Genomic DNA, 19,465 nt, shown 5'->3' with positions numbered 1-19,465 from the left:
GCGGTGTTCGCACCACTGTGTGTGGCACTGGGTTTCGCGGGCCGGCGTCTGCTTCCGCACCGGTGGTGGACGCCGATCCTGGTGGCCGCGCTGCTGACCGTCGTCCTGGTGCTGCTGGCGATTCCGGTGTACGACAAGCCCGGCCTGCATCTGGACAACCTCACGGTGCTCGACCGCGACTATGCGACGGGGTTCTGGATCGCGCTGGCCGTGGTCTGGAGTTCGGCGCTGCTCTACCTGGTCGGCGACCGGGTACTACCAGTTGGTCAGGATGACGTGGTTGAGAATCAGAGCTCCGATCACGTTCAGGCTCAACCACCATCGCTGGGCCCGGATCGGCAGCAGGGCGCCGGCGGCGGTGAGCCAGACCTCGAACGGTAACCAGATCCGTTCGGTCTCGGCTTTCGACAGCATCGACAGATCGGCGAACAGGATCGCGGTCAGCGCGCCGAGGATCAGCAGGTGCAGCCCGCTGCGGCGCCTGATCGCCGCGATGTCGAACACCCGGCCGATCCCGGCCACGCTGCCCAACCCGATAGCGCAGACCACCGACGCCAGGTTGGCCCAGCTCCAGTACTGGAACGGCCGGTTCAGCGCGATGCCCTGCCAATAGCGCTGCTGGACAAGGGTGTAGCCGTCGAACCACCAGAAGCCCGCAATGGCGAACACGGCCACGACCCCCAGCGCACCTACCACCGCCACCGTCAGCGCTCGCATCGCGTCGCGCCAGGAGGCCGCGCAGCACAGCACCGCCACCGCGGGAAGCGCCATCAACGCGAGCCCGTAGTTGAGGAAGATCGCCCAGCCCAGGACCAGACCGGCCGCCGCGGCGGCCAGCGCAGGCCACCGCACGGTGCGGCGAACGGCCAAGGCCAGCAGGGTGATACCCCACGCCGCCACCCCGGCAAAGTAGCCGTCGGCGGACACCGCGATCCAGATCGCGGTGGGCGCGACGGCGACGAACGGCGCCGCCAGTCGCGCGGTGTCCTCACCGCTGAGCGCGCGCACCGCCACCAGGATCGCGGCGGCGGCCGAGGAGCCGAACAACACGCACCACAGCCCGGCCCACGCGCCGCCGCCCAGCCCGATGCGGTCCAGCCAGACGAAGGTCAGCAGCGCGCCGGGCGGATGGCCGGAGACGTGGGTGATCCACGAATCAGGCTGGAAATCCAGGATTCTGCTGGCGAAGGTGCGGACGGCTTCGGGGATGTCGGTGATCGTCGGCACCTGGCGCAGATACTCGTGGCGGGCGGTGAGTCGGCCGGCGAAGCCGCGTTGCCAACCGTCGATCATCGCCAGCGCGAACGCCCAGGCCAGCGATGTCGCCCAGGTGGTCGCCAGCAGCGGGCGCCAGGGCAGCCGCCGGGCGAGCGACGCGCCCCACACCACGGCGGCCACTCCGATCAGGATCGCCGGGACCGTGCCCCAGCCGACGTGGGCGTTCCACCAGCCGAAGATCGGCGCGGTGTCGGCAAAGCTCTTGATCTCGGCGGGGGAGCTGTTGATCAGCGGAGTGACGATGCCCAGGTGCAGGTGCGGTACGGCGAACGCCGCGGCCACCAGCAGCACGCCGACGGTGACCGCGATCGCCTCCTTGCGACCGATGTTCACAAGGTTCCAGCGTACGGGCGAACACGGTAGTGGTGCTGACGGCTTACATGCCCCGCCCGCCGAGCCACTCTTCGATCCGGTGCGCCACTGCGGGCCAACCCGGCTCGAGCATCATGTTGTGGCCCATGTCCGGGAAGAGTTCACCGGTGCTGCGGTAGGCGCGCGCAGTTGCGTGTACTTCGTCGGTGGTCACCGACCCGTCCGCCGAGCCACCCAGGACCAGCATCGGTGTGGAAACCTGTTCCGGCTTTGGTAGCCGGAACAGCACGTCGAACCACAACGCTCGCATGCTTTCTGCTTCGACACGGCCGGCACAGTCATCGACCACGGGTTGAGGGGTCCCCGGGCTGAACAGCGCCTCACGCGTCAGCGGCTGTTGGAAGATGAGTTGCGGTCGGCCGGAGAAGTTGGACCGCAGCGCAACCAAGGGATGTTTCCGCACGAACCGCGATGTGGCTCCCCTGACCCCGCTGGGCGGTAAGGACGCCATCAGTACGGCCGCCGGCGCCCAGTGGTCCTCCAGATAGCGTTGGACGATGAACCCGCCCATCGAGTGACCGACAACGACCGGTGACGTGTCGAGGTCATCGGCCGCGGCCTTCACGTCTTCGACGTAGTCGGCAATCGAGCAGCGGTGCAGTGACCGATCCCCGGAGCTGTTGCCATGATGGCGGAGGCTCACCGCGACTGCGCGAAAGCCTTTGTCGGCGAAGAAGTCCAGGAATCCGGCGTCCCAGCACCATGCCGCGTGGCAGCCGCCGTGGACGAAGAGCAGTGGTGCGGGATGGGTCGGCGTGCAACGACCTTTGTCGATGGTTTCCAGCTGTGGCATGGAGGCCAGCATCGTCTGTTCCTGCCGATCCGGCGACAGTAGTTGACTACTTGACTTCCGATGCAGGCCAGGCCGTCCATTGGTCGACGTCGACTGCGATCACCGGGCCGTCCAGCGGAACCGCTTGGTATTGCGGGTACTTCGCGCGCAGCAGCTCGCAGCCCCGGGCGCACACCGCGTCGTCGTGGTGGATGGTCGCGACCCCGTCGGCACGGACCCACCACAGCTGCGACCAGTCGTCGTCGTAGTGATCGACCAGAATGCTCACCCGCGGGTTTGCCTCGATATTGGCCAGCCGCCGCAGCCGTTGAGTGGTTTTGGGCTTGCCGTCCACCGCGGTGTAGACGGTGGATTCCGCCACGGCGAAGACGATCGGCACCACATGCGGCGGACCGTCCGGGGTCACCGTGGCCAGCCGCGCCACGGCCGCGGCGGCGAACCGGTCGGCGGCTTCGGTCACGTCTGGGTGGCGGGCTGTTCGATGTCGGCCCCCGCGGTGGTGGCGATGAAGTCATCGATCAGTTCGACGACTTCCATCGGGCGCTCAACCTGAGGGAAGTGCCCGACGCCGGCCAGTACCTCGAGCCGGACGTCCGGCCGCGTCTCGTGGGCGGAGTACGCGTGCTCGACGGGAATGATGGCGTCCTGATCGCCCCAGATGACCATGACCGGCATGGTGGCGACGTGCAGTCGGTTCAGCGCGCTGACCGCCTGCCCGCGATAGTCGACCACCGAACGCAGCGTGCGCAGGAACGCCTGCCGGGTCTGGGCGTCGGCGAAGGAACTGTAGGCGCTCCAGATCTCGGCGCCGCGCGGCGACTGGATACCGGCCTTACCGAACCAGGACCGCACCTTCTCGCCGATGGCCAGCACCGGTGGAGGCGCGATGATCGGCATGATCAGCTCGGCGCCGGGCGCGGAGAGCAGTCGAAGGGTCCATCCGACGTCCGGCCCCAGGCCACCGCTGTTCATCAGGATCAGTCGCCGGCAGTAGTCGGGGTGCTGATAGACGAATTGCATGGCGATGCCGCCGCCCAGCGACTGCCCGACGACGGTGGCGTGTGTCACGCCGAGTTCGTCGAGCAGGTCGCGCAGGAACACCGCGAACGCACCTAGCGAGTAGTCACTGCGCGGCTTGTCCGAGCTGCCGTGCCCGGGGAGGTCCGGAGCGATCACCCGATATCTGCGCGAGAGCGGGCGAATCATCTGGCGCCAGGTCTGCGAGCTGCCCGCCATGCCGTGCAGCAGCAGGATGACGTCGCCCTGGCCTTCGTCCAGATAGGCCACCCGGTCGCCGTGCAGGTCGAGAAACTTCAGCTCGTCCATACCAACATGTCCCCTCTGTGTGGCTGCGCAAACCATTGTTCACCAGCCGTAGCCGCCGGGTAGGTCACCGCCGTCGGCGAACCGCTCACGCAGCGCGCGGCGGTCGAGCTTTCCGATGCCGCGGCGCGGCAGTTCGTCGACAATGTGCAGTTCACGGGGTGCGGCCGTGGGGTCCAGTGACTCGGCGAGGTAGTCGCGGATGTGGTCAAGTGTCGGCTCGAGCGCGCCGGTGACAAGGACCACAGCGGCCGCCACCCGCTGACCGAGCCGGTCGTCGCGCAGGCCGAACACCGCGCAGTCGGCGATCGCCGGGTGCCGGGACAGCACCGCCTCCACCGGCGCGGGCATCACGGTCAGCCCGCCGGTGCTGATCGCCTCGTCGACCCGGCCCAGCACGGTCAGGGTGCCCGCTTCGTCGAGCAGGCCGAGATCGTCGGTGCGAAACCAGCCGGGCTCGGCGAACGGATCCGGGTCGGGCGGGTTGCGATAGCCCATGGCCAGGGTCGGTCCGCCGAGGACGATCCGCCCCTGGCCGGGCTCGGCCCCGTCGTCGAGCCGGATCGTCACCCCGTCCAACGGCACCCCGTCGTAGACGCAGCCGCCGGCCGTCTCGCTGGAGCCGTAGGTGCGCACCACCGCGATCCCGGCGGCCGCCGCGCCCTCCAGCACGGGCCGGGGGGCGGGGCCGCCGCCGAGCAGCACCGCGTCGAGATCGGCCAGTGCCGCGGTGGCCGCGGGGTCGAGTAGTGCCTTGGCCAGCTGAGTGGCCACCAGCGCGGTGTAGCGCCGGCCGGCGCCGAGTTGTGCGACGGCCGTGGGCACTTGGGTGGTATCGAAGCCCGCGGAGATGTCCAGCTCGACCGGGACTGTGCCGGCCTGCAGGCTGCGCACCAGCACCTGGAGTCCGGCGATGTGATGGGTCGGCAGCGCCAGCAGCCAGGTGCCCGGTCCGCCGAGCCGGTCGTGGGTGGCCGACGCGCTGGCGATCAGCGCCGCGGGAGTGAGCAACGCCCCCTTGGGAGTTCCGGTGGTCCCCGACGTCGACACCACCAGGGCGACGTCGTCCTCGATCTCTTCGCCGACCCGCAACGACGTGGTCAGCAACTCGCTTTCCCGAAGATCGCCGGCCGGGATCGGGACCAGTGGGGCGTCGCGTCCGTCCAGGACGCCGTCCAGGGCGGCCATCACCGACTGCGCCGACGGGCCGGGCGGGATGGCGAGCGCTCGCAGAGTGGTTATTCGACGTCCTCACTGTCGCGCGGATCGTCCAGCGGCCACCCGTAGGCGGCGAGCTTGTCATGGACCCGGTCAATGTCCTCGGTGCTGGGCAGCGCGTCGGTGATCTCGGTGATCAGCACGCCGATGTCGATGTGGTCGAAGTCGCCGCGCTCCAGCATCACCTCGGCGACGGCGATGACCTCCTCCTCGCTGAGGCGGCGGCGCAGCAGCGCGAACAGCGGCACCTGGTCGGGGTGCGGAACCCCGTCCGGGTAACCCGCTTTGATCCAAGCCACGATCTTGGTGAGGAACTTCGTCACCGCGGCATCTCCCTTACGGGGGCGTGGGGCGCCCAGTGGATACGAGAATCCTAGACGGCGCATCTGCTGGCCGCGCCCACCAGTAGTACCCCCGATCCTCGGGCTCAGACGAACCCCGGACGGCCACCAGGTTAACAACCGATGAACACCTGCGGGACGTTCGCAAATGCGCAGTTCGAGGACCTTTGGCAGCTGGTCAAAGAGTCCCTTCGCCCACCACAATCTCAGCTATGAGCGCGGAGATGATCATCCTGGTGCTGTTGATCGCCACGGCCCTGGCTTTCGACTTCACCAACGGGTTCCACGACACTGGCAATGCCATGGCGACCTCGATTGCCACGGGAGCGCTCAAGCCCAAGACCGCCGTGCTGCTGGCCGGCGTTCTCAACTTGGTCGGCGCATTCCTCTCCGTCGAGGTCGCCGTCACGGTGACCACCTCCGTGCTCAAGGTGCAGGACGCCAAGACCGGACACCTGCTGCCCGGCATCGACGCGTCGATGGGCTTGACGATCATCTTCGCCGGCCTGATCGGCGGCATCCTGTGGAACCTGCTCACCTGGTTGTTCGGCATCCCGTCCAGCTCGTCGCACGCCCTGTTCGGCGGCCTGATCGGCGCCGGCCTGGCCGCGCTCGGCACCAGTGGCGTCAACTGGGCCGGGGTCACCCAGAAGGTCCTGATCCCGGCGATCGCGGCTCCGGTGATCGCCGGTCTGGTCGCCGCCTGCGGCACCTGGCTGGTCTACCGGATCACCCGCAAGGTGCTGGCCCGCCGCCGCGAGGAGGGCTTCCGCTGGGGCCAGATCGCCACCGCCTCCCTCGTCGCGCTCTCGCACGGTACGAACGACGCGCAGAAGACGATGGGCGTCATCGCGCTGGCCCTGATCACCACCGGTCACCTGACCGGCGACGTGAAGAAGGACGGCCTGCCGTTCTGGATCATCTTCAGCTGCGCAGTCGCCATCGGACTGGGCACCTACATCGGCGGCTGGCGGGTCATCCGTACGCTGGGCAAGGGCCTGGTGGAGATCGAGTCGCCGCAGGGTCTGGCCGCCGAAGCCTCCTCGGCCGCCATCATTCTCAGCTCGAGTGCCGCCGGCATGGCGCTGTCCACCACGCACGTCGCCACCGGATCGATCCTCGGCAGCGGCGTCGGCAAGCCCGGCGCCGAGGTGCGCTGGGCGGTGGCCGGACGGATGGCGGTGGCCTGGCTGGTCACCCTGCCGGCCGCGGCCCTGGTCGGGGCGCTGTCCTACTGGCTGAGCTACCTCGTCAAGGACGTCACCAATTCCCAGCTGATGGGCGACGGCCTGATCTTCCTGATCCTGGTCGGCCTGTCGTTCTACATGTGGTGGCGCGCCCAGCAGCAGAAGGTCGACCACAGCAATGTCAACGCCGACTGGGACACCTCCACGAACTCGGTGGTCCCGGCCGAGGTGCGGGCGGCCACCACCAAGGACACCAAGCCGGCCAAGCCCGCAGCCACGGTCTGACGGCCGGGCTGATCGCCGCTACGAGCACATAAGGACGCATCGATGACGTACTTCGAGTCGATCTTGAAAGTTCTGGTCGTGGGGCTGGTGCTCGGCGCCGGGCTGCCCGCGCTGTTCGCCAGCGGCATGCTGGCCTACTCCTTCGGGGCGGGCGGCGAGGAAGCCGACCACGTGATCCACAAGCCGAACCCGGTGTTGAAGGTGCTGGGGATCCTGCTCTTCGTGTTCGTCTCCCTGGTGATTCTGACGGCCGTCGCCTGGATCACCCGAGCGACGATCATCCATCACTTCGGGATCGACCTCTTCCCGATGCTGCCCAAGAAGTGAGCGTGCGATGACCGTCGAACAGCAGCAGCCCGCCTTCTTGGAGAACGTTCTCGGCTGGTTGCACAAGGGCTACCCGGAAGGCGTTCCGCCCAAGGACTATTACCCGCTGCTGGCCTTGCTGAAGAGGTCGCTGTCGGAGGACGAGGTGGTGCAGGCCGCCCGGTCGATCCTGCGCGACGGTGACTTCGACACTCCGGTGACCGAAGAGCAGATCCGCGACGCCATCCGCCAGGTCATCGAGAAGGACCCGACGCCCGAAGAGCGCAACCAGGTTGCCGCGCGGCTGGCCTCGGTGGGCTGGCCGCTCGAATCGCACTGACCGCTAGCCGCGGGTGTCGCGGCGCAGCGGATGGTCCTCGGGGATCTCGACGAAGATCAACGTCATCCCGTCCGGGTCGATGACATGCATCTCGTGCAGTCCCCACGGTTCGCGACGGGCCGCTCGCGCGATCTCGACCCCGCGTCCGGCGAGTTCTTTCTCGGTGGCGTACAGATCGCGGACCTGCAGCCACAGCGATGCCGGCCCGACCGAATGTTCCGACGCGCCATGGCCGGCCAGTTCGATCAGTGATTGCCCGGCGTAGAACACGATGCCACCGCTGTATTCGCGGGCGATCGCGAGGCCGAGCGCGTCGCGGTAGAACGCCACCGAGCGCGCGTAATCCGCCGGCCGGAGCAGCATCCGGCTCGCGAGGATCTCCATGCCGTCGTGTCTACCTCAGTTGGGCTGCAGGCGCTGACGCTTCATCACCCGGCTGATCACACCGGGCGCGACGACGTCGAGTGCGCGGGCGGTGACGGCGATGCGCGGGGCGATCCGCACCGGGCGGTGCCGGGCGGCGTCGATCATCCACTGCCCGGCTTCCTCGGCGGTCAGCGCGGCCAGACCGTCGTAGGCTTTGGTCGGCGCGATCATCGGGGTGGCCACCAGCGGGTAGTACAGCGTCGTCGAATGCACGCCGTAGCCGGCCCATTCGGTCTCGATGACCCGGCTGACCGCGCTCAGCGCCGATTTCGACGCGTTGTAGACCCCGAACAGCGGGGAGGCCTCGCTGAACACGCCCCACGTCGCGACATTGATGATGTGGCCGTCGCCGCGCTCGATCATCGCCGGCGCCAGTCCGCGGATCAGCCGCAGCGGCGAGAAGTAGTTCAGCATCATCGTCCGCTCGACGTCGTGCCAGCGATCTAGCGACTCGGCCAGCGGCCTGCGGATCGACCGGCCGGCGTTGTTCACCAAGATGTCGACCACGCCGACGTCGCGGGCCAGGGCGTCGACGGCGTCGAGATCGGACAGGTCGCAGGGGAGCGCGGTCGCGGATCCGCCTGCGGCGGTGATGCGTTCGGCGACCTCACCGAGCAGGTCGGCGCGCCGGGCGACGATCACCACCTCGCTGCCCCGCGCGGCGAACAGTTCGGCGCCCGCGGCACCGATGCCCGACGAGGCGCCGGTGATCAGCACCCGCTTGCCGCGCAGGTCGATGTTGACCCCGGTGGGCATGCTCAGCGGCGGGCGCATGCCGGTCAGGGCGATGGCGTCGGTCAGTCGGCGCAAAGGATTCACGGCCGGGCTCCTCGAGGTTGCGATTTCGGCGCGCTTTCGTTCGCTGAGCGGCGGAAAACGCGCCGAAATCGCTAGAAGTAGCGGGGGAATGGGCTCCAGTCGGGGTCGCGCTTCTCCAGGAAGGCGTCCCGGCCCTCGACGGCCTCGTCGGTCATGTAGGCCAGCCGGGTGGCTTCCCCGGCGAACAGCTGCTGCCCCACCAGCCCGTCGTCGAGCAGGTTGAAGGCGAACTTCAGCATGCGTTGGGCCTGAGGCGATTTGCCGTTGATCTCCTTGGCCCACTGCACCGCTACGTTCTCCAGCTCGGCGTGGTCGACCACCTCGTTGACCGCACCCATGTGATGCATCTGCTCGGCGGTGTAGGTGCGGCCGAGAAAGAAGATCTCCCGGGCGAACTTCTGGCCCACCTGGCGGGCCAGATACGCGCTGCCGTAGCCGCCGTCGAAGCTGCCCACGTCGGCGTCGGTCTGCTTGAACCGGGCGTGTTCGCGGCTGGCCAGCGTCAGGTCGCACACCACGTGCAGGCTGTGCCCGCCGCCCGCGGCCCAGCCGTTGACCAGGCAGATGACCACCTTGGGCATGAACCGGATCAGCCGCTGCACCTCCAGGATGTGCAACCGCCCGGCGCGGGCAGGGTCGACGGTCTCGGCGGTCTCACCGGCGGCGTACTGGTAGCCACTGCGGCCGCGGATGCGCTGGTCGCCGCCCGAGCAGAACGCCCAACCGCCGTCCTTGGCCGACGGCCCGTTGCCGGTCAGCAGCACCACGCCGACGTCGGGCGACATCCGGGCGTGGTCGAGGGCGCGGTAGAGCTCGTCGACGGTGTGCGGGCGAAAGGCGTTGCGCACCTCGGGCCGGTCGAAGGCCACCCGCACCGTTCCGTCGGACACGTGCCGGTGATAGGTGATGTCGGTCAGGTCCTCGAAGCCGTCGATGGTCTTCCACTGTGACGGGTCAAAGGGGTTGTCGGTCAAGGGGTTTGATCTCCATCCTGGGTTACTGGGTCGAATCGGAACACCGCGCAGCGACCGGCCAGTGCCTCGAATTCCTCTGGTCTGCCCTCGGTGACCAGACCGGCATTCTTCATGAAGCTCACCCCGGTGGGCACCAGCGTGGGAAAGGCCCGCAGCAGCGGGCGGGCGTCGTCGGCGGACAGTTCCACCATCCGCACCCGCTCGGTGCGCTTGCCCTGGGTCAGGGTGGCCACGTCGGCGGCCCTGGCGTTGCGCACCCAGTCCGCACCCGGGAAGCCGCCGACGACGTAGCGCCTGCCGTCGACGGTGAACGGGGTGATCGGCGTGGACCGCGCCTTGCCGGACTTACGTCCGACCACGGTCAGCACCATCGGGCTTTCGGCGCCGAACGGGATGCCGATGCGCATCACCGCCATGAACACCTTGTTCATCGGCTTGAGCCACCACGGCGGCCTGATGCGCTCGGAGTCGGCCATGGCAAAGAACGTACGCCTAGACCTCGATGCCGCGGTCGCGCAGTGGGTCGATCAGCCCGGTCGGGCGGTCGGCGACCGGCAGCGGATCGACCAGGATGAAATCGCAGCCCAGCGCGCGGGCGGCGCCGTCGTTCTCTTCGCTGTCGCCGACCATCACAGCCTCGCCGGCGGATACGCCGAGACGTTGCAGCGCGATCTGGAAGATCCGGGGATCGGGTTTGACCGCGCCGACTTCGAAGGACAAGACGATTTCGTCGAACTCGGCTCCCGCTGCCTGCAGCGCCGGGCGGATGTCGAACGCGATGTTGGAGACCACAGCGGTGCGCAGCCCGCTGGCCTTGAGTGACCGCAATACCTCGACCGTGTCCGGGTAGGGCACCCAGCACGCGGGGTCGATCGCGCGCTGGTACAGCGTCTCGGCATGCACATCGGGCAGGCCGGCGTCGGTCAGCGCGTGCAGGTAGGCCTCGCGGTGCAGGGCCGGCTCGAGATCACGGTTGACCCACGCGCGGTAGGCATCCTCGGTTCTGGTCACCGATCCACCGGTCGGATGGGTGAGGCGTTCCATCAGTTCTGCCTTGGCGTGGTCGTCGATTGCTCGCCGGCCGTCGTCGTCGATCAGCTCCATCCCGGCGAACCAGTTGTCGTCCTCCTCAAGACGGAACAGGGTGCCAGAAAAGTCGAAGAGGACGGCGGTGGTGGGCATGGCACCATCGTCGCACTGGTTCAGGGGCGACCGTCGGTCATGGCAGGTGCGTCGGTGTTGGACACCGGGTGCTGCGGTGGATGCACGGTCGGAAACAAGCGCGGGCCCTGGTGGTACATGAGCAGCAGGAACAGTGCGATGAACGCCGCCCCGGCAACGATCTTGAGCGTTATCACCAGGACGCGCAGCCACCCTGGCCGCACCGTGTGGACCGCAGGCTCGCTGCGCGCCGGTCTGCGCGTCGCCCCCGCCGGGAGCGCCGGCTGGTTCCGGGAACGCAGGAACAGCATCAGCACGTCGGCGGCCTTGCTGTGTTGCTCGCGGTCCACGTAGAGCTGGCGGCCGGGTCCGGGTGCTCCCCGGCGCCCGCTCGGTGTGGCGATGTAGCCGCCGATGTCGTTGTCGCGCAGGAGGTCCAGGACGGGGTCGGCGTCAGCGGCGTCGAGTTCGGCGATGATCACCCAGGTGTCTGCCCAGATCTCGTTGTCCTGGCCGCCGGGCGGTAGCCAGAACATCACGTCTCGCTCTTTGAGGTACTCGAGCGGGATGATCCGGGACAGCATCACCCATTATGCGCCCGACAAGGCGTCAGCCGATGGCGCGCGAGGATCCTTCCCAGAACTGCGCCCGCACGGCCTTCTTGTCCGGCTTGCCCAGCGCGGTCACCGGCACCGAGTCGACGACGATCACCTGCTTGGGGGACTGCACCGAGCCCTTGCGGTCCTTGACCGCGGCCTGGATCTCGACGGTCACCTTCGCCACCGACTCCTCGTCGCTGGGATGATCCGGACGCAGCACGATCACCGCGGTGACGGCCTCGCCCCACTTCTCGTCGGGGGTGCCGATGACGCAGACCTGCGCGACGGCTGGGTGCTCGGCGACGACGTCTTCCACCTCGCGAGGGAACACGTTGAAACCGCCGGTGACGATCATGTCCTTGACCCGGTCGACGATGAACCAGAAGCCGTCCTCGTCCTCGCGGGCCATGTCACCGGTGTGCAGCCAGCCGTCTTTGAACGTCTTGGCGGTCTCCTCGGGCAGGTTCCAGTACCCGCCGGACAGCAGTGGACCGGACACGCAGATCTCGCCGACCTCGCCCTGGGGCACCTCGTTGCCGTCGGCGTCGAGCAGCGCGGTCCGGGCGAACAGGGTGGGCCGACCGCACGAGGTGAGCCGCTTCTCGTCGTGGTCCTTCTTGCCCAGATACGAGATCACCATCGGGGCCTCGGACTGCCCGTAGTACTGGGCGAAGATCGGGCCGAACCGGCGGATCGCCTCGGCCAGGCGCACCGGGTTCATCGCCGAGGCGCCGTAGTACACCGTCTCCAGAGAGGACAGGTCCCGGGTGTGCGAATCGGGATGGTCCATCAGCGCGTAGATCATCGACGGCACCAGCATGGTGGCGGTGATCTTCTGCTCTTCGATCACCCGCAACACCTCGGCCGGGTCGAACTTGGTGAGCACCACCAGTTCGCCGCCTTTGACGACGGTCGGCACGAAGAACGCCGCGCCGGCATGCGACAGCGGGGTGCACATCAGGAACCGCGGGTTCTCCGGCCACTCCCACTCGGCGAGCTGCACGGTGGTCATCGTGGTGATCGACTGTGCGGTGCCCAGCACACCCTTTGGCTTGCCGGTGGTGCCGCCGGTGTAGGCCATGCCACCGACATGATCGGGCGGCAGGTCGGCGGCCTTCAACGGCTTCGGCGGGTACTTGGCGGCCTCGGCGATCAGATCGACCGCCGAGTCGGCCAGCGCGTCGGGAACCGGGCCCAGCGTCAGCACCTGCTTGAGGGCGGGCACCTTTTCCAGCAGGCCCTGGGCCCGCTCGATGAACATCGGATTGGGGTCGATGATCAGCGACGTCACTCCGGCGTCGTTCAGCACGTAGGCGTGGTCGTCCAGCGAACCGAGAGGGTGTAGTGCCACCCGCCGGTAGCCCTGGGTCTGGCCGGCGCCGATGATCATCAGCACCTCGGGCCGGTTCAGCGACAGCAGTCCCGCCGTCGCGCCGGTGCCCGCGCCGAGCGCCTCGAACGCCTGAATGTACTGGCTGATGCGGTCGGCGAGCTCGCCGCCGGTCAGCGTGGTGTCACCCAGATGCAGCACGGGCTTGTTCTTGTTGCGCTTGAGCGCGCCCACGGTCAGGTGTCCGGAATGAATGGGATGGCGAAGGAGGTCATCACTCATGCGGTCCACACTAGAACGTGTTCCAGATTTGATGGAAGGGAACCGTCGGCCGCGCCGTTTTGAGCCCGCGATCCAGCGGGCATGGCACCCTGTGCGGTATGCAACAACCCCCGCAACCGCGCTTCCTCGACGACCGGCCCGCCTACTGGGCCGAGCACACGCCCGACAACGAGGCGATCGTCTACGGCAACCGCAGTTGGACCTGGTCGCAGTGGTACGACCGGATCCGCCGGTGCGCGGGCGCGCTGTCGGAGCGGGGTATCGGCCGCGGCGACGTGGTGGCCTTCCTGGACAAGAACCACCCGGCCTGTGTGGAGGTGACGCTGGCCGCGGCGTCGCTGGGCGCAGCGGCGGCGATCATCAACTTCCGCCTCGCCGGCGAGGAGATGGACTACGTCCTCAACGACTGCGGCGCCAAGGTGCTGGTGGTCGGCGCCGAGCTGATGCCGGCCATCGCGAAGATCCGCGACCAGCTTGTCCACGTGCAACACGTCATCGAGGTCACCCCCGAGGGCGGGGCCGGTGACGAATACGAGGCCATGCTGGCCGCGGCGAGCCCGGTCGGCCGCTCGGCTGAGGTGACCGAAGACGACGCGTGCCTGATCATGTACTCCTCGGGCACCACCGGCCACCCCAAGGGTGTGACGCTCAGCCAGCGAAACCTGCTGGCGCACACATTGAATGCCGGCACATTCGAGTTCGGTCCCGACGACAAGAACATGGTGGCGATGCCGCTGTTCCACGTCGGCGGCTCGTCCTATGTGCAGTACGGCATCCACGCCGGCATCCCGACGATCATCACCCGCGAGGCCGACGGTGCGGCGCTGGCGGGCGCGATCCTGCAGGGCGCCAATCGCACGTTCCTGGTGCCCGCGGTGCTGGCGAAGGTGCTGGAGTCCGGCGACGACGCGATCAAGCTCTTCAGCGCTCTCAAGACGTTCGTCTATGGCGCCTCGCCGATGCCGCCGGCGTTGTTGAAGGCTGCGCTGAAGGCCTGGCCCGACACCGACTTCATCCAGGTGTACGGGTTGACCGAAGTGTGCGGCGCGATCACCCAGCTCTCGCCGGAGGTGCATCGCGACGAGTCGCGCCCCGACCGTCTGGTCAGCGCGGGGCAGCCCGCCCGGGAGGTCGAGGTCAAGGTCGTCGACCCCGACACCGGTGCGGAGATGCCGTCCGGGCAGCCCGGCGAATTATGGTTCCGCACACCGCAGTTGATGCTGCGCTATCACAACAAGCCGGACGCCACCGCGTCGGCGATCACCGACGACGGCTGGTTCCGGTCGGGGGACATCGGCCGCGTCGACGAGGACGGCTTCGTGTTCGTCGAGGACCGGCTCAAGGACATGATCATCTCCGGTGGCGAGAACATCTACTCCGTCGAGGTGGAGCGGGTGCTCACCGATCATCCGGCGGTGCTCGACGCGGCGGTGTTCGGCGTTCCCGACGACAAATGGGGCGAGACGGTGAAAGCCGTCGTCGAATTGTCCGGCGGGCAGAGCACGTCCGAAGCGGAACTCATCGCTTGGTGCCGGGAGCATCTGGCGCATTACAAGTGCCCGCGCAGCGTGGAGATTTCCGAGGCGCTGCCGCGTAACCCCACCGGCAAGCTGCTCAAGCGCGATCTGCGCAAGCCGTACTGGGAAAACCGCGACCGCGCGATCTGAATGCTCCCGCCGGTCGACGAGCTGCTGGAGCGTCTGCACGTTGTCGCGCTGCCGATGCGGGTGCGCTTCCGCGGCATCATGGTTCGCGAGGCGGCCCTGATCGACGGGCCGTGCGGCTGGGGTGAATTCGGCGCGTTCGTCGAGTATCAGCCGCCCGAGGCCGCGCACTGGCTGGCCTCGGCAATCGAATCCGCTTACAGCGCAAGGCCTCCCGAGGTTCGCTCGGTGGTGCCGATCAATGCTACGGTTCCGGCGGTGCCCGCCACACAGGTGCCGCAGGTGTTGGAACGGTTTCCCGGAGCGCGCACGGCCAAGGTCAAGGTGGCCGAGCCGGGACAGACGTTGGCCGACGACGTCGCCCGGGTCAACGCGGTGCGGGAGGTGATCCCGACGGTGCGGGTGGACGCCAACGGCGGGTGGACGGTGCAGGAGGCGGTGGCCGCGGCGGCGGCGCTGACTGCGGACGGCCCGCTGGAGTATTTGGAGCAGCCGTGTAAGACGGTGGCTGAACTCGCCGAGGTGCGCCGGAGGGTGCGGGTCGCGGTGGCCGCCGACGAGAGCATCCGCAAGGCCGCCGACCCGCTGGCGGTGGTGCGGGCCCGGGCCGCGGATGTCGCCGTGCTCAAGGTGGCGCCGCTCGGCGGGGTGGCCGCGCTGTTGGACATCGCCGCCGAGATCGACATCCCGGTGGTGATCTCCAGTGCCCTGGATACCGCGGTCGGGATCGCCGCCGGGCTGGCCGCCGCGGCCGCGCTGCCGCGACTCGAGCACGCCTGCGGGCTGGGCACCGGCGGGTTGTTCGTCGAGGACGTCGCCGACATCGCGCCGGTCGACGGCGGCCTGCCGGTCGGCGACGTGACGCCCGACCCGGCACGGCTGGCGGCGCTCGCCGCGCCTGCCGAGCGCCGGGACTGGTGGGTCGATCGCGTTCGGGCCTGTCACGCCCTGCTCTGACCGGGGGCCCCTGTCGCCCAAACCGACATCTGGCAGAACATTCGCGAGAAGATCGCGCCAAAACGTCGATCTCGGCGAACGCTAGACCAGCGCCTTGAGCTCGGCGATCGAGCGGCGCACGAAGTACGCCAGATCGTGGTCGTCGGCGGCCAGCCACTGCTCGAAGGCAAGCCCGAAGACTGCCGCGGCGGTTTCGGCGGCCACCCGGGCGGTCGCCTCGGCGACACCGCGGTGCAGCAGCCCGTCGACCAGAGCGGCGGCCATCGCGGCGCGCTTGGCCAGCTCGCGTTCCTGCAATGCCGGGTTCGCGTCGATGACGGCCTGCCGTAGCCGCGATCCCTCACGACGGGCGCTGAGGAAGGCCATGCCCTCTTGCAGTCCCGCACTTGCGGCATCCAAGGGACCAGCCGAATCGGGCGCTTCGACAACACCTTTCGTCAACTGTTCGAGCAGCGGTCGCTGGCCTGCGAACAGCACCTCACGTTTGTCGGCGAAGTACCGGAAGAAGGTCCGCTCCGTCAGCCCGGCCCGCTCGGCGATCTCGGCGACGGTGGTCTGATCGAACCCGCGCTCGGAGTACAACGCCAGGGCCGCCTGTTGCAGGCGTCCCTGTGCGTCCGGCTCCCAGCGACTCATGGGGGAATTTTACTGTGATGACAGCTGCTGACATCAAAGCTAGTGTTGATGACAGTGACTGACATGGAGGTACGCGATGAAACTATTCGTCACGGGAGCGTCTGGCTGGGTTGGCTCGGCGGTGGTCCCCGAACTGATAAGTGCGGGCCATCAGGTGGTGGGCCTGGCTCGTTCGGAGGCCTCCGCGACCAAGCTGACCGCGGCCGGCGCCGAGGTCCATCGTGGCGACCTGAGCGACCTGGACAGCCTGCGCAGCGGCGCCGCGCAGGCCGACGGCGTGATTCACCTGGCGTTCCATCATGATTTCGACAACTTCGTCGACGCCGGCGAACTCGACCGCCAGGCGATCACCGCCCTCGGCGAAACGCTCGAAGGATCCGGTCGCCCACTCGTCGTCACCAGCGGCACCGCCGGGCATGCTCCCGGCCAACTTCTCACCGAAGACCAGCCGGCCAACCCGCAATCACCGCGCACCTCCGAGCCCGCCGCACTGGCCTTCGCGGACCGCGGCGTGCGGGTATCGATCGTGCGCCTCGCACCCACCGTGCACGGTGACGGTGACTACGGCTTCATCCCCGTGCTGATCGGCGTCGCCCGTGCCAAGGGGGTGTCGGCATACCCCGGCGACGGGACCAACCGCTGGTCGGCGGTGCACCGCGATGATGCCGCGGTGCTGTTTCGGCTGGCTGCTGAATCCGCGGAGACCGGGACGATCCTGCACGCGGTCGGTGAGCAGGCCGTCGCCACCCGGGACATCGCCGAGAACTTCGGGCGCCACCTCGATGTACCGGTCACCAGCATCGCGCCGGACGCCGCCTTCGACCACTTCGGTTGGATCGGAGCGTTTTTCGGCATCGACATGCCGGCCAGCAGTGCGATCACCCAACAACGGTTCGGGTGGCAGCCCATCAACGTCGGACTGCTCGAGGATCTCGACCGGCACTACTTCGCCGCCGATTAAGTAGCGCCCTACGCTAGTGGGCCTGCGCGGTCGCGCCCACGATCGGTGAATGTCATCTATTCGCGTCGGCATGATGGACCCGATCATCGCCGCGCGCCCCGTCGTCGACGCCGTCACCAAGGCCAACTATGCGGCGGCCGCCGCGGCGCGCGTCGACTCCTTCTGGGTACCGGATCACCTGAACGCCCTGTTCCCGCGGTCGTTGTGGAACAACCCGAACTACTGCGGCGGAGCGAAGTTGTTGCCGCGGGCCGACGCGTACCTGGAACCGTGGACGATGCTCGGCCACCTCGCCGCCCGCAACCGAGCACGCCTGCGCCTGGGCGTCGGCGTCACCGACACCGGACGGCGCAACCCCGCCGTCACCGCGCAGGCCGCCGCCACCCTGCATTTGTTGACCCGAGGCCGCGCGATCCTCGGCATCGGCAGCGGTGAGCGCGAGGGCAACGAACCCTACGGGGTGGACTGGTCCAAGCCGGTCGCGCGCTTCGAGGAGGCCATGGCGACCATCCGTGCGTTGTGGGATTCCCACGGCGAGTTGGTCAATCGCGACTCGCCGTTCTTCCCGCTGCGCAACGCCCTGTTCGATCTGCCGCCGTACCGGGGCCGGTGGCCGGAGATCTGGATCGCAGCCCACGGTCCCCGGATGCTGAGGGCGGTGGGCCGCTACGCCGACGCCTTCTATCCGGCGTTCCCGCACGCACCCGAGGAGTACGCCCAGCGGCTGGAGGCCGTGCGTACCGCTGCGTCCGACGCCGGGCGCGACCCGATGGCCATCACGCCGGCGATCTGGCTGATGACGTTGGTGACGCGCAACCGCGACGACCTCGACGAGGCGTTGGACTCCGAGGTGATCAGGTCGGCCGCACTCAACGCCCCGGACGCGTTCTACGCCCGGCACGGTGCGCAGCATCCGCTGGGTATCGGCTTCACCGGTGCGCAGGACATCCTGCCGCAGGACATGGACGAGCAGACCGCGCTGTCGCACATCAAGAAGATCCCGACCGCGGTGGTCCGCGATTCGCTGCTGTGCGGCACCCCGGACGACATCGTCGATCGGGTCGCGCAGTGGCGGGACTGCGGGGTGCGCTACGTGGTGCTGGCCAACATGGGCATGCTCCAGCGCAACCTGGGCAAAGGCCTGATGACGGCATTGCCGCTGCTGCAAGCCGTGCGCCGGCTCAAAAAGCTGTGATGTCCTGATCTGTGGGGTACGTGTCGTAGACGCCATGGCGGGTGGAGGCCGAGACTGAACGCCATGGCGCGATCGGTGGTGATCCTCGGCTTCCCCGGGGTGCAGGCGCTGGACATAGTCGGGCCGCACGACGTGTTCGCCGGCGCCGCCCTGCTGACCGAGGGCGGCTACCGCGTGCACGTCGCCTCTCTCGACGGGCAGCCCGTCAGCACCCCGAGTGGGCTGGCGTTCCTCGCCGAGGCGATGCCCGACCCGCACGGCATCGACACCCTGATCTTGCCCGGCGGCGCCGGGGTGGACGGCGCGCGACAGGACCCCGCCACCATGTCCTGGATCGAGCGGGCCGCGGCCAACAGCCGCCGCGTCGTCAGCGTCTGCACCGGTTCGTTTCTGGCTGCGCAGGCGGGGCTACTCGACGGCTGCAGGGCCACCACCCACTGGGCGTTCGCCGACCGGATGGCCCGCGAGTTCCCGGCCGTGACCGTCGACCGCGAGCCGATCTTCCTGCGCAGTTCGTCGACCGTATGGACGGCCGCCGGGGTGACCGCGGGCATCGACCTGTCGTTGGCGCTGGTCGAGGACGACCACGGCACTGAGGTCGCCCAGACCATCGCCCGCCATTTGGTGTTGTATCTGCGCCGGCCGGGCGGGCAGACCCAGTTCGCCGCGCCGGTGTGGATGCCCAGGGCCCGTCGTCAGCCCATCCGTGACGTCCAAGAGACGATCGAAGCAGAACCTGGTGCCGCGCACAGCATTTCGGAACTCGCCCGCCGCGCCGCGATGAGCCCGCGGCACTTCACCCGGGTGTTCACCGAGGAGGTGGGTGAGGCACCGGGTGCCTACGTGGAACGGGTCCGCATCGAGGCGGCGCGGCGTCAGCTGGAGGAGACCGACGACACCGTCGTCACGATCGCCGCGCGCTGCGGGTTTGGAACATCGGAAACTATGCGCCGCAACTTCGTTCGCCGGGTCGGCGTCTCGCCGGACCACTACCGCAAGACCTTCGGATAAAGGAGAT

General features: G+C 68.4%; 22 protein-coding genes. 8 read left to right on the top strand and 14 right to left on the bottom strand.

Translation table 11 applies throughout. The features are described 5' to 3' along the window. Window positions 1–255: 255 nt before the first annotated feature. The 6 genes from MSZK_RS06750 to MSZK_RS06725 are packed head-to-tail and all read right to left on the bottom strand — an operon-like array spanning window position 256 to window position 5,307. Window positions 256–1,611 carry a hypothetical protein gene (locus MSZK_RS06750; protein WP_099246145.1) on the bottom strand — a complete coding sequence of 452 codons (1,356 nt, stop codon included), beginning with the start codon at window positions 1,609–1,611 and terminating at the stop codon, window positions 256–258. Between the two features lie 43 nt (window positions 1,612–1,654). After that, window positions 1,655–2,443 (bottom strand): alpha/beta hydrolase, encoded by a 789-nt coding sequence (locus MSZK_RS06745; protein ID WP_233211145.1) that lies wholly within the window; start codon window positions 2,441–2,443, stop codon window positions 1,655–1,657. Between the two features lie 46 nt (window positions 2,444–2,489). Then, entirely contained in the window at window positions 2,490–2,903 is a 414-nt protein-coding gene (locus tag MSZK_RS06740) for a TIGR03668 family PPOX class F420-dependent oxidoreductase (RefSeq protein ID WP_099246143.1), read from the bottom strand. Further along, a complete protein-coding gene (locus MSZK_RS06735; RefSeq protein WP_099246141.1) occupies window positions 2,900–3,769 on the bottom strand; it encodes an alpha/beta fold hydrolase in 870 nt (289 codons plus the stop codon). The genes MSZK_RS06740 and MSZK_RS06735 overlap by 4 nt, the downstream gene beginning before the upstream one ends. A gap of 39 nt (window positions 3,770–3,808) precedes the next feature. Further along, on the bottom strand, window positions 3,809–4,954 hold the full coding sequence (gene menE, locus MSZK_RS06730; RefSeq protein ID WP_233211144.1) for an o-succinylbenzoate--CoA ligase: 1,146 nt from the start codon (window positions 4,952–4,954) through the stop codon (window positions 3,809–3,811). A 50-nt stretch (window positions 4,955–5,004) separates the two neighbouring features. Continuing rightward, entirely contained in the window at window positions 5,005–5,307 is a 303-nt protein-coding gene (locus MSZK_RS06725; RefSeq protein WP_099246137.1) for a DUF3349 domain-containing protein, read from the bottom strand. Between the two features lie 230 nt (window positions 5,308–5,537). On the opposite strand from MSZK_RS06725, the gene MSZK_RS06720 reads away from it, so the two are divergent. The 3 genes from MSZK_RS06720 to MSZK_RS06710 are packed head-to-tail and all read left to right on the top strand — an operon-like array spanning window position 5,538 to window position 7,443. Beyond that, window positions 5,538–6,797 (top strand): inorganic phosphate transporter, encoded by a 1,260-nt coding sequence (locus MSZK_RS06720; protein WP_099246135.1) that lies wholly within the window; start codon window positions 5,538–5,540, stop codon window positions 6,795–6,797. A gap of 42 nt (window positions 6,798–6,839) precedes the next feature. Then, complete coding sequence (locus MSZK_RS06715; protein WP_099246133.1) at window positions 6,840–7,124, top strand: hypothetical protein; 285 nt, start codon at window positions 6,840–6,842, stop codon at window positions 7,122–7,124. A gap of 7 nt (window positions 7,125–7,131) precedes the next feature. After that, entirely contained in the window at window positions 7,132–7,443 is a 312-nt protein-coding gene (locus tag MSZK_RS06710; protein ID WP_099246131.1) for a DUF3349 domain-containing protein, read from the top strand. A gap of 3 nt (window positions 7,444–7,446) precedes the next feature. Here MSZK_RS06710 and MSZK_RS06705 read toward each other — a convergent pair whose 3' ends face one another. From MSZK_RS06705 to fadD8, 7 genes are all read right to left on the bottom strand, one after another. Continuing rightward, window positions 7,447–7,827: a VOC family protein gene (locus tag MSZK_RS06705; protein ID WP_099246129.1), complete on the bottom strand. Its 381-nt coding sequence runs from the start codon at window positions 7,825–7,827 to the stop codon at window positions 7,447–7,449. Window positions 7,828–7,842: 15 nt separating this feature from the next. Further along, window positions 7,843–8,688 carry an SDR family oxidoreductase gene (locus MSZK_RS06700; protein WP_099246127.1) on the bottom strand — a complete coding sequence of 282 codons (846 nt, stop codon included), beginning with the start codon at window positions 8,686–8,688 and terminating at the stop codon, window positions 7,843–7,845. Between the two features lie 71 nt (window positions 8,689–8,759). Continuing rightward, complete coding sequence (locus tag MSZK_RS06695; RefSeq protein WP_099246125.1) at window positions 8,760–9,662, bottom strand: 1,4-dihydroxy-2-naphthoyl-CoA synthase; 903 nt, start codon at window positions 9,660–9,662, stop codon at window positions 8,760–8,762. After that, window positions 9,659–10,138, bottom strand: a complete 480-nt coding sequence (locus MSZK_RS06690; protein ID WP_099246123.1) for a nitroreductase family deazaflavin-dependent oxidoreductase — start codon at window positions 10,136–10,138, stop codon at window positions 9,659–9,661. Before MSZK_RS06690 ends, MSZK_RS06695 begins: the two co-directional genes overlap by 4 nt. A gap of 16 nt (window positions 10,139–10,154) precedes the next feature. Then, window positions 10,155–10,844: an HAD family hydrolase gene (locus MSZK_RS06685; protein WP_099246121.1), complete on the bottom strand. Its 690-nt coding sequence runs from the start codon at window positions 10,842–10,844 to the stop codon at window positions 10,155–10,157. Between the two features lie 20 nt (window positions 10,845–10,864). Continuing rightward, window positions 10,865–11,407, bottom strand: a complete 543-nt coding sequence (locus tag MSZK_RS32600) for a hypothetical protein (RefSeq protein WP_199203221.1) — start codon at window positions 11,405–11,407, stop codon at window positions 10,865–10,867. A 25-nt stretch (window positions 11,408–11,432) separates the two neighbouring features. Further along, complete coding sequence (gene fadD8, locus MSZK_RS06675) at window positions 11,433–13,034, bottom strand: fatty-acid--CoA ligase FadD8 (RefSeq protein WP_099246478.1); 1,602 nt, start codon at window positions 13,032–13,034, stop codon at window positions 11,433–11,435. A gap of 98 nt (window positions 13,035–13,132) precedes the next feature. Here fadD8 and MSZK_RS06670 point away from each other — a divergent pair, with 98 nt between their 5' ends. Next, window positions 13,133–14,701 carry a long-chain-fatty-acid--CoA ligase gene (locus MSZK_RS06670; RefSeq protein WP_099246119.1) on the top strand — a complete coding sequence of 523 codons (1,569 nt, stop codon included), beginning with the start codon at window positions 13,133–13,135 and terminating at the stop codon, window positions 14,699–14,701. After that, the gene (locus tag MSZK_RS06665) at window positions 14,702–15,655 is read left to right on the top strand and encodes an o-succinylbenzoate synthase (RefSeq protein ID WP_099246117.1); all 954 of its coding nucleotides are present in this window, start codon (window positions 14,702–14,704) and stop codon (window positions 15,653–15,655) included. A gap of 81 nt (window positions 15,656–15,736) precedes the next feature. On the opposite strand, the gene MSZK_RS06660 is transcribed toward MSZK_RS06665, so the two are convergent. Continuing rightward, on the bottom strand, window positions 15,737–16,291 hold the full coding sequence (locus MSZK_RS06660; RefSeq protein WP_099246115.1) for a TetR family transcriptional regulator: 555 nt from the start codon (window positions 16,289–16,291) through the stop codon (window positions 15,737–15,739). A 76-nt stretch (window positions 16,292–16,367) separates the two neighbouring features. Between MSZK_RS06660 and MSZK_RS06655 the strand changes: the two genes are divergently transcribed. The 3 genes from MSZK_RS06655 to MSZK_RS06645 all read left to right on the top strand — a co-directional run bounded on the left by MSZK_RS06655 (window position 16,368) and on the right by MSZK_RS06645 (window position 19,458). Then, a complete protein-coding gene (locus tag MSZK_RS06655) occupies window positions 16,368–17,252 on the top strand; it encodes an SDR family oxidoreductase (RefSeq protein ID WP_099246113.1) in 885 nt (294 codons plus the stop codon). 49 nt (window positions 17,253–17,301) lie between these two features. Next, the gene (locus MSZK_RS06650; RefSeq protein ID WP_099246111.1) at window positions 17,302–18,447 is read left to right on the top strand and encodes an LLM class flavin-dependent oxidoreductase; all 1,146 of its coding nucleotides are present in this window, start codon (window positions 17,302–17,304) and stop codon (window positions 18,445–18,447) included. Between the two features lie 63 nt (window positions 18,448–18,510). Continuing rightward, a complete protein-coding gene (locus MSZK_RS06645; RefSeq protein WP_099246109.1) occupies window positions 18,511–19,458 on the top strand; it encodes a GlxA family transcriptional regulator in 948 nt (315 codons plus the stop codon). Window positions 19,459–19,465: the final 7 nt, after the last annotated feature.

Origin of the sequence: Mycobacterium sp. shizuoka-1 (genome assembly GCF_002723835.1) — a bacterium.
Lineage (GTDB): Bacteria > Actinomycetota > Actinomycetes > Mycobacteriales > Mycobacteriaceae > Mycobacterium.
Note: the sequence above shows the minus strand (reverse complement) of the source record. Positions and strands in the feature narration are given on the sequence as shown.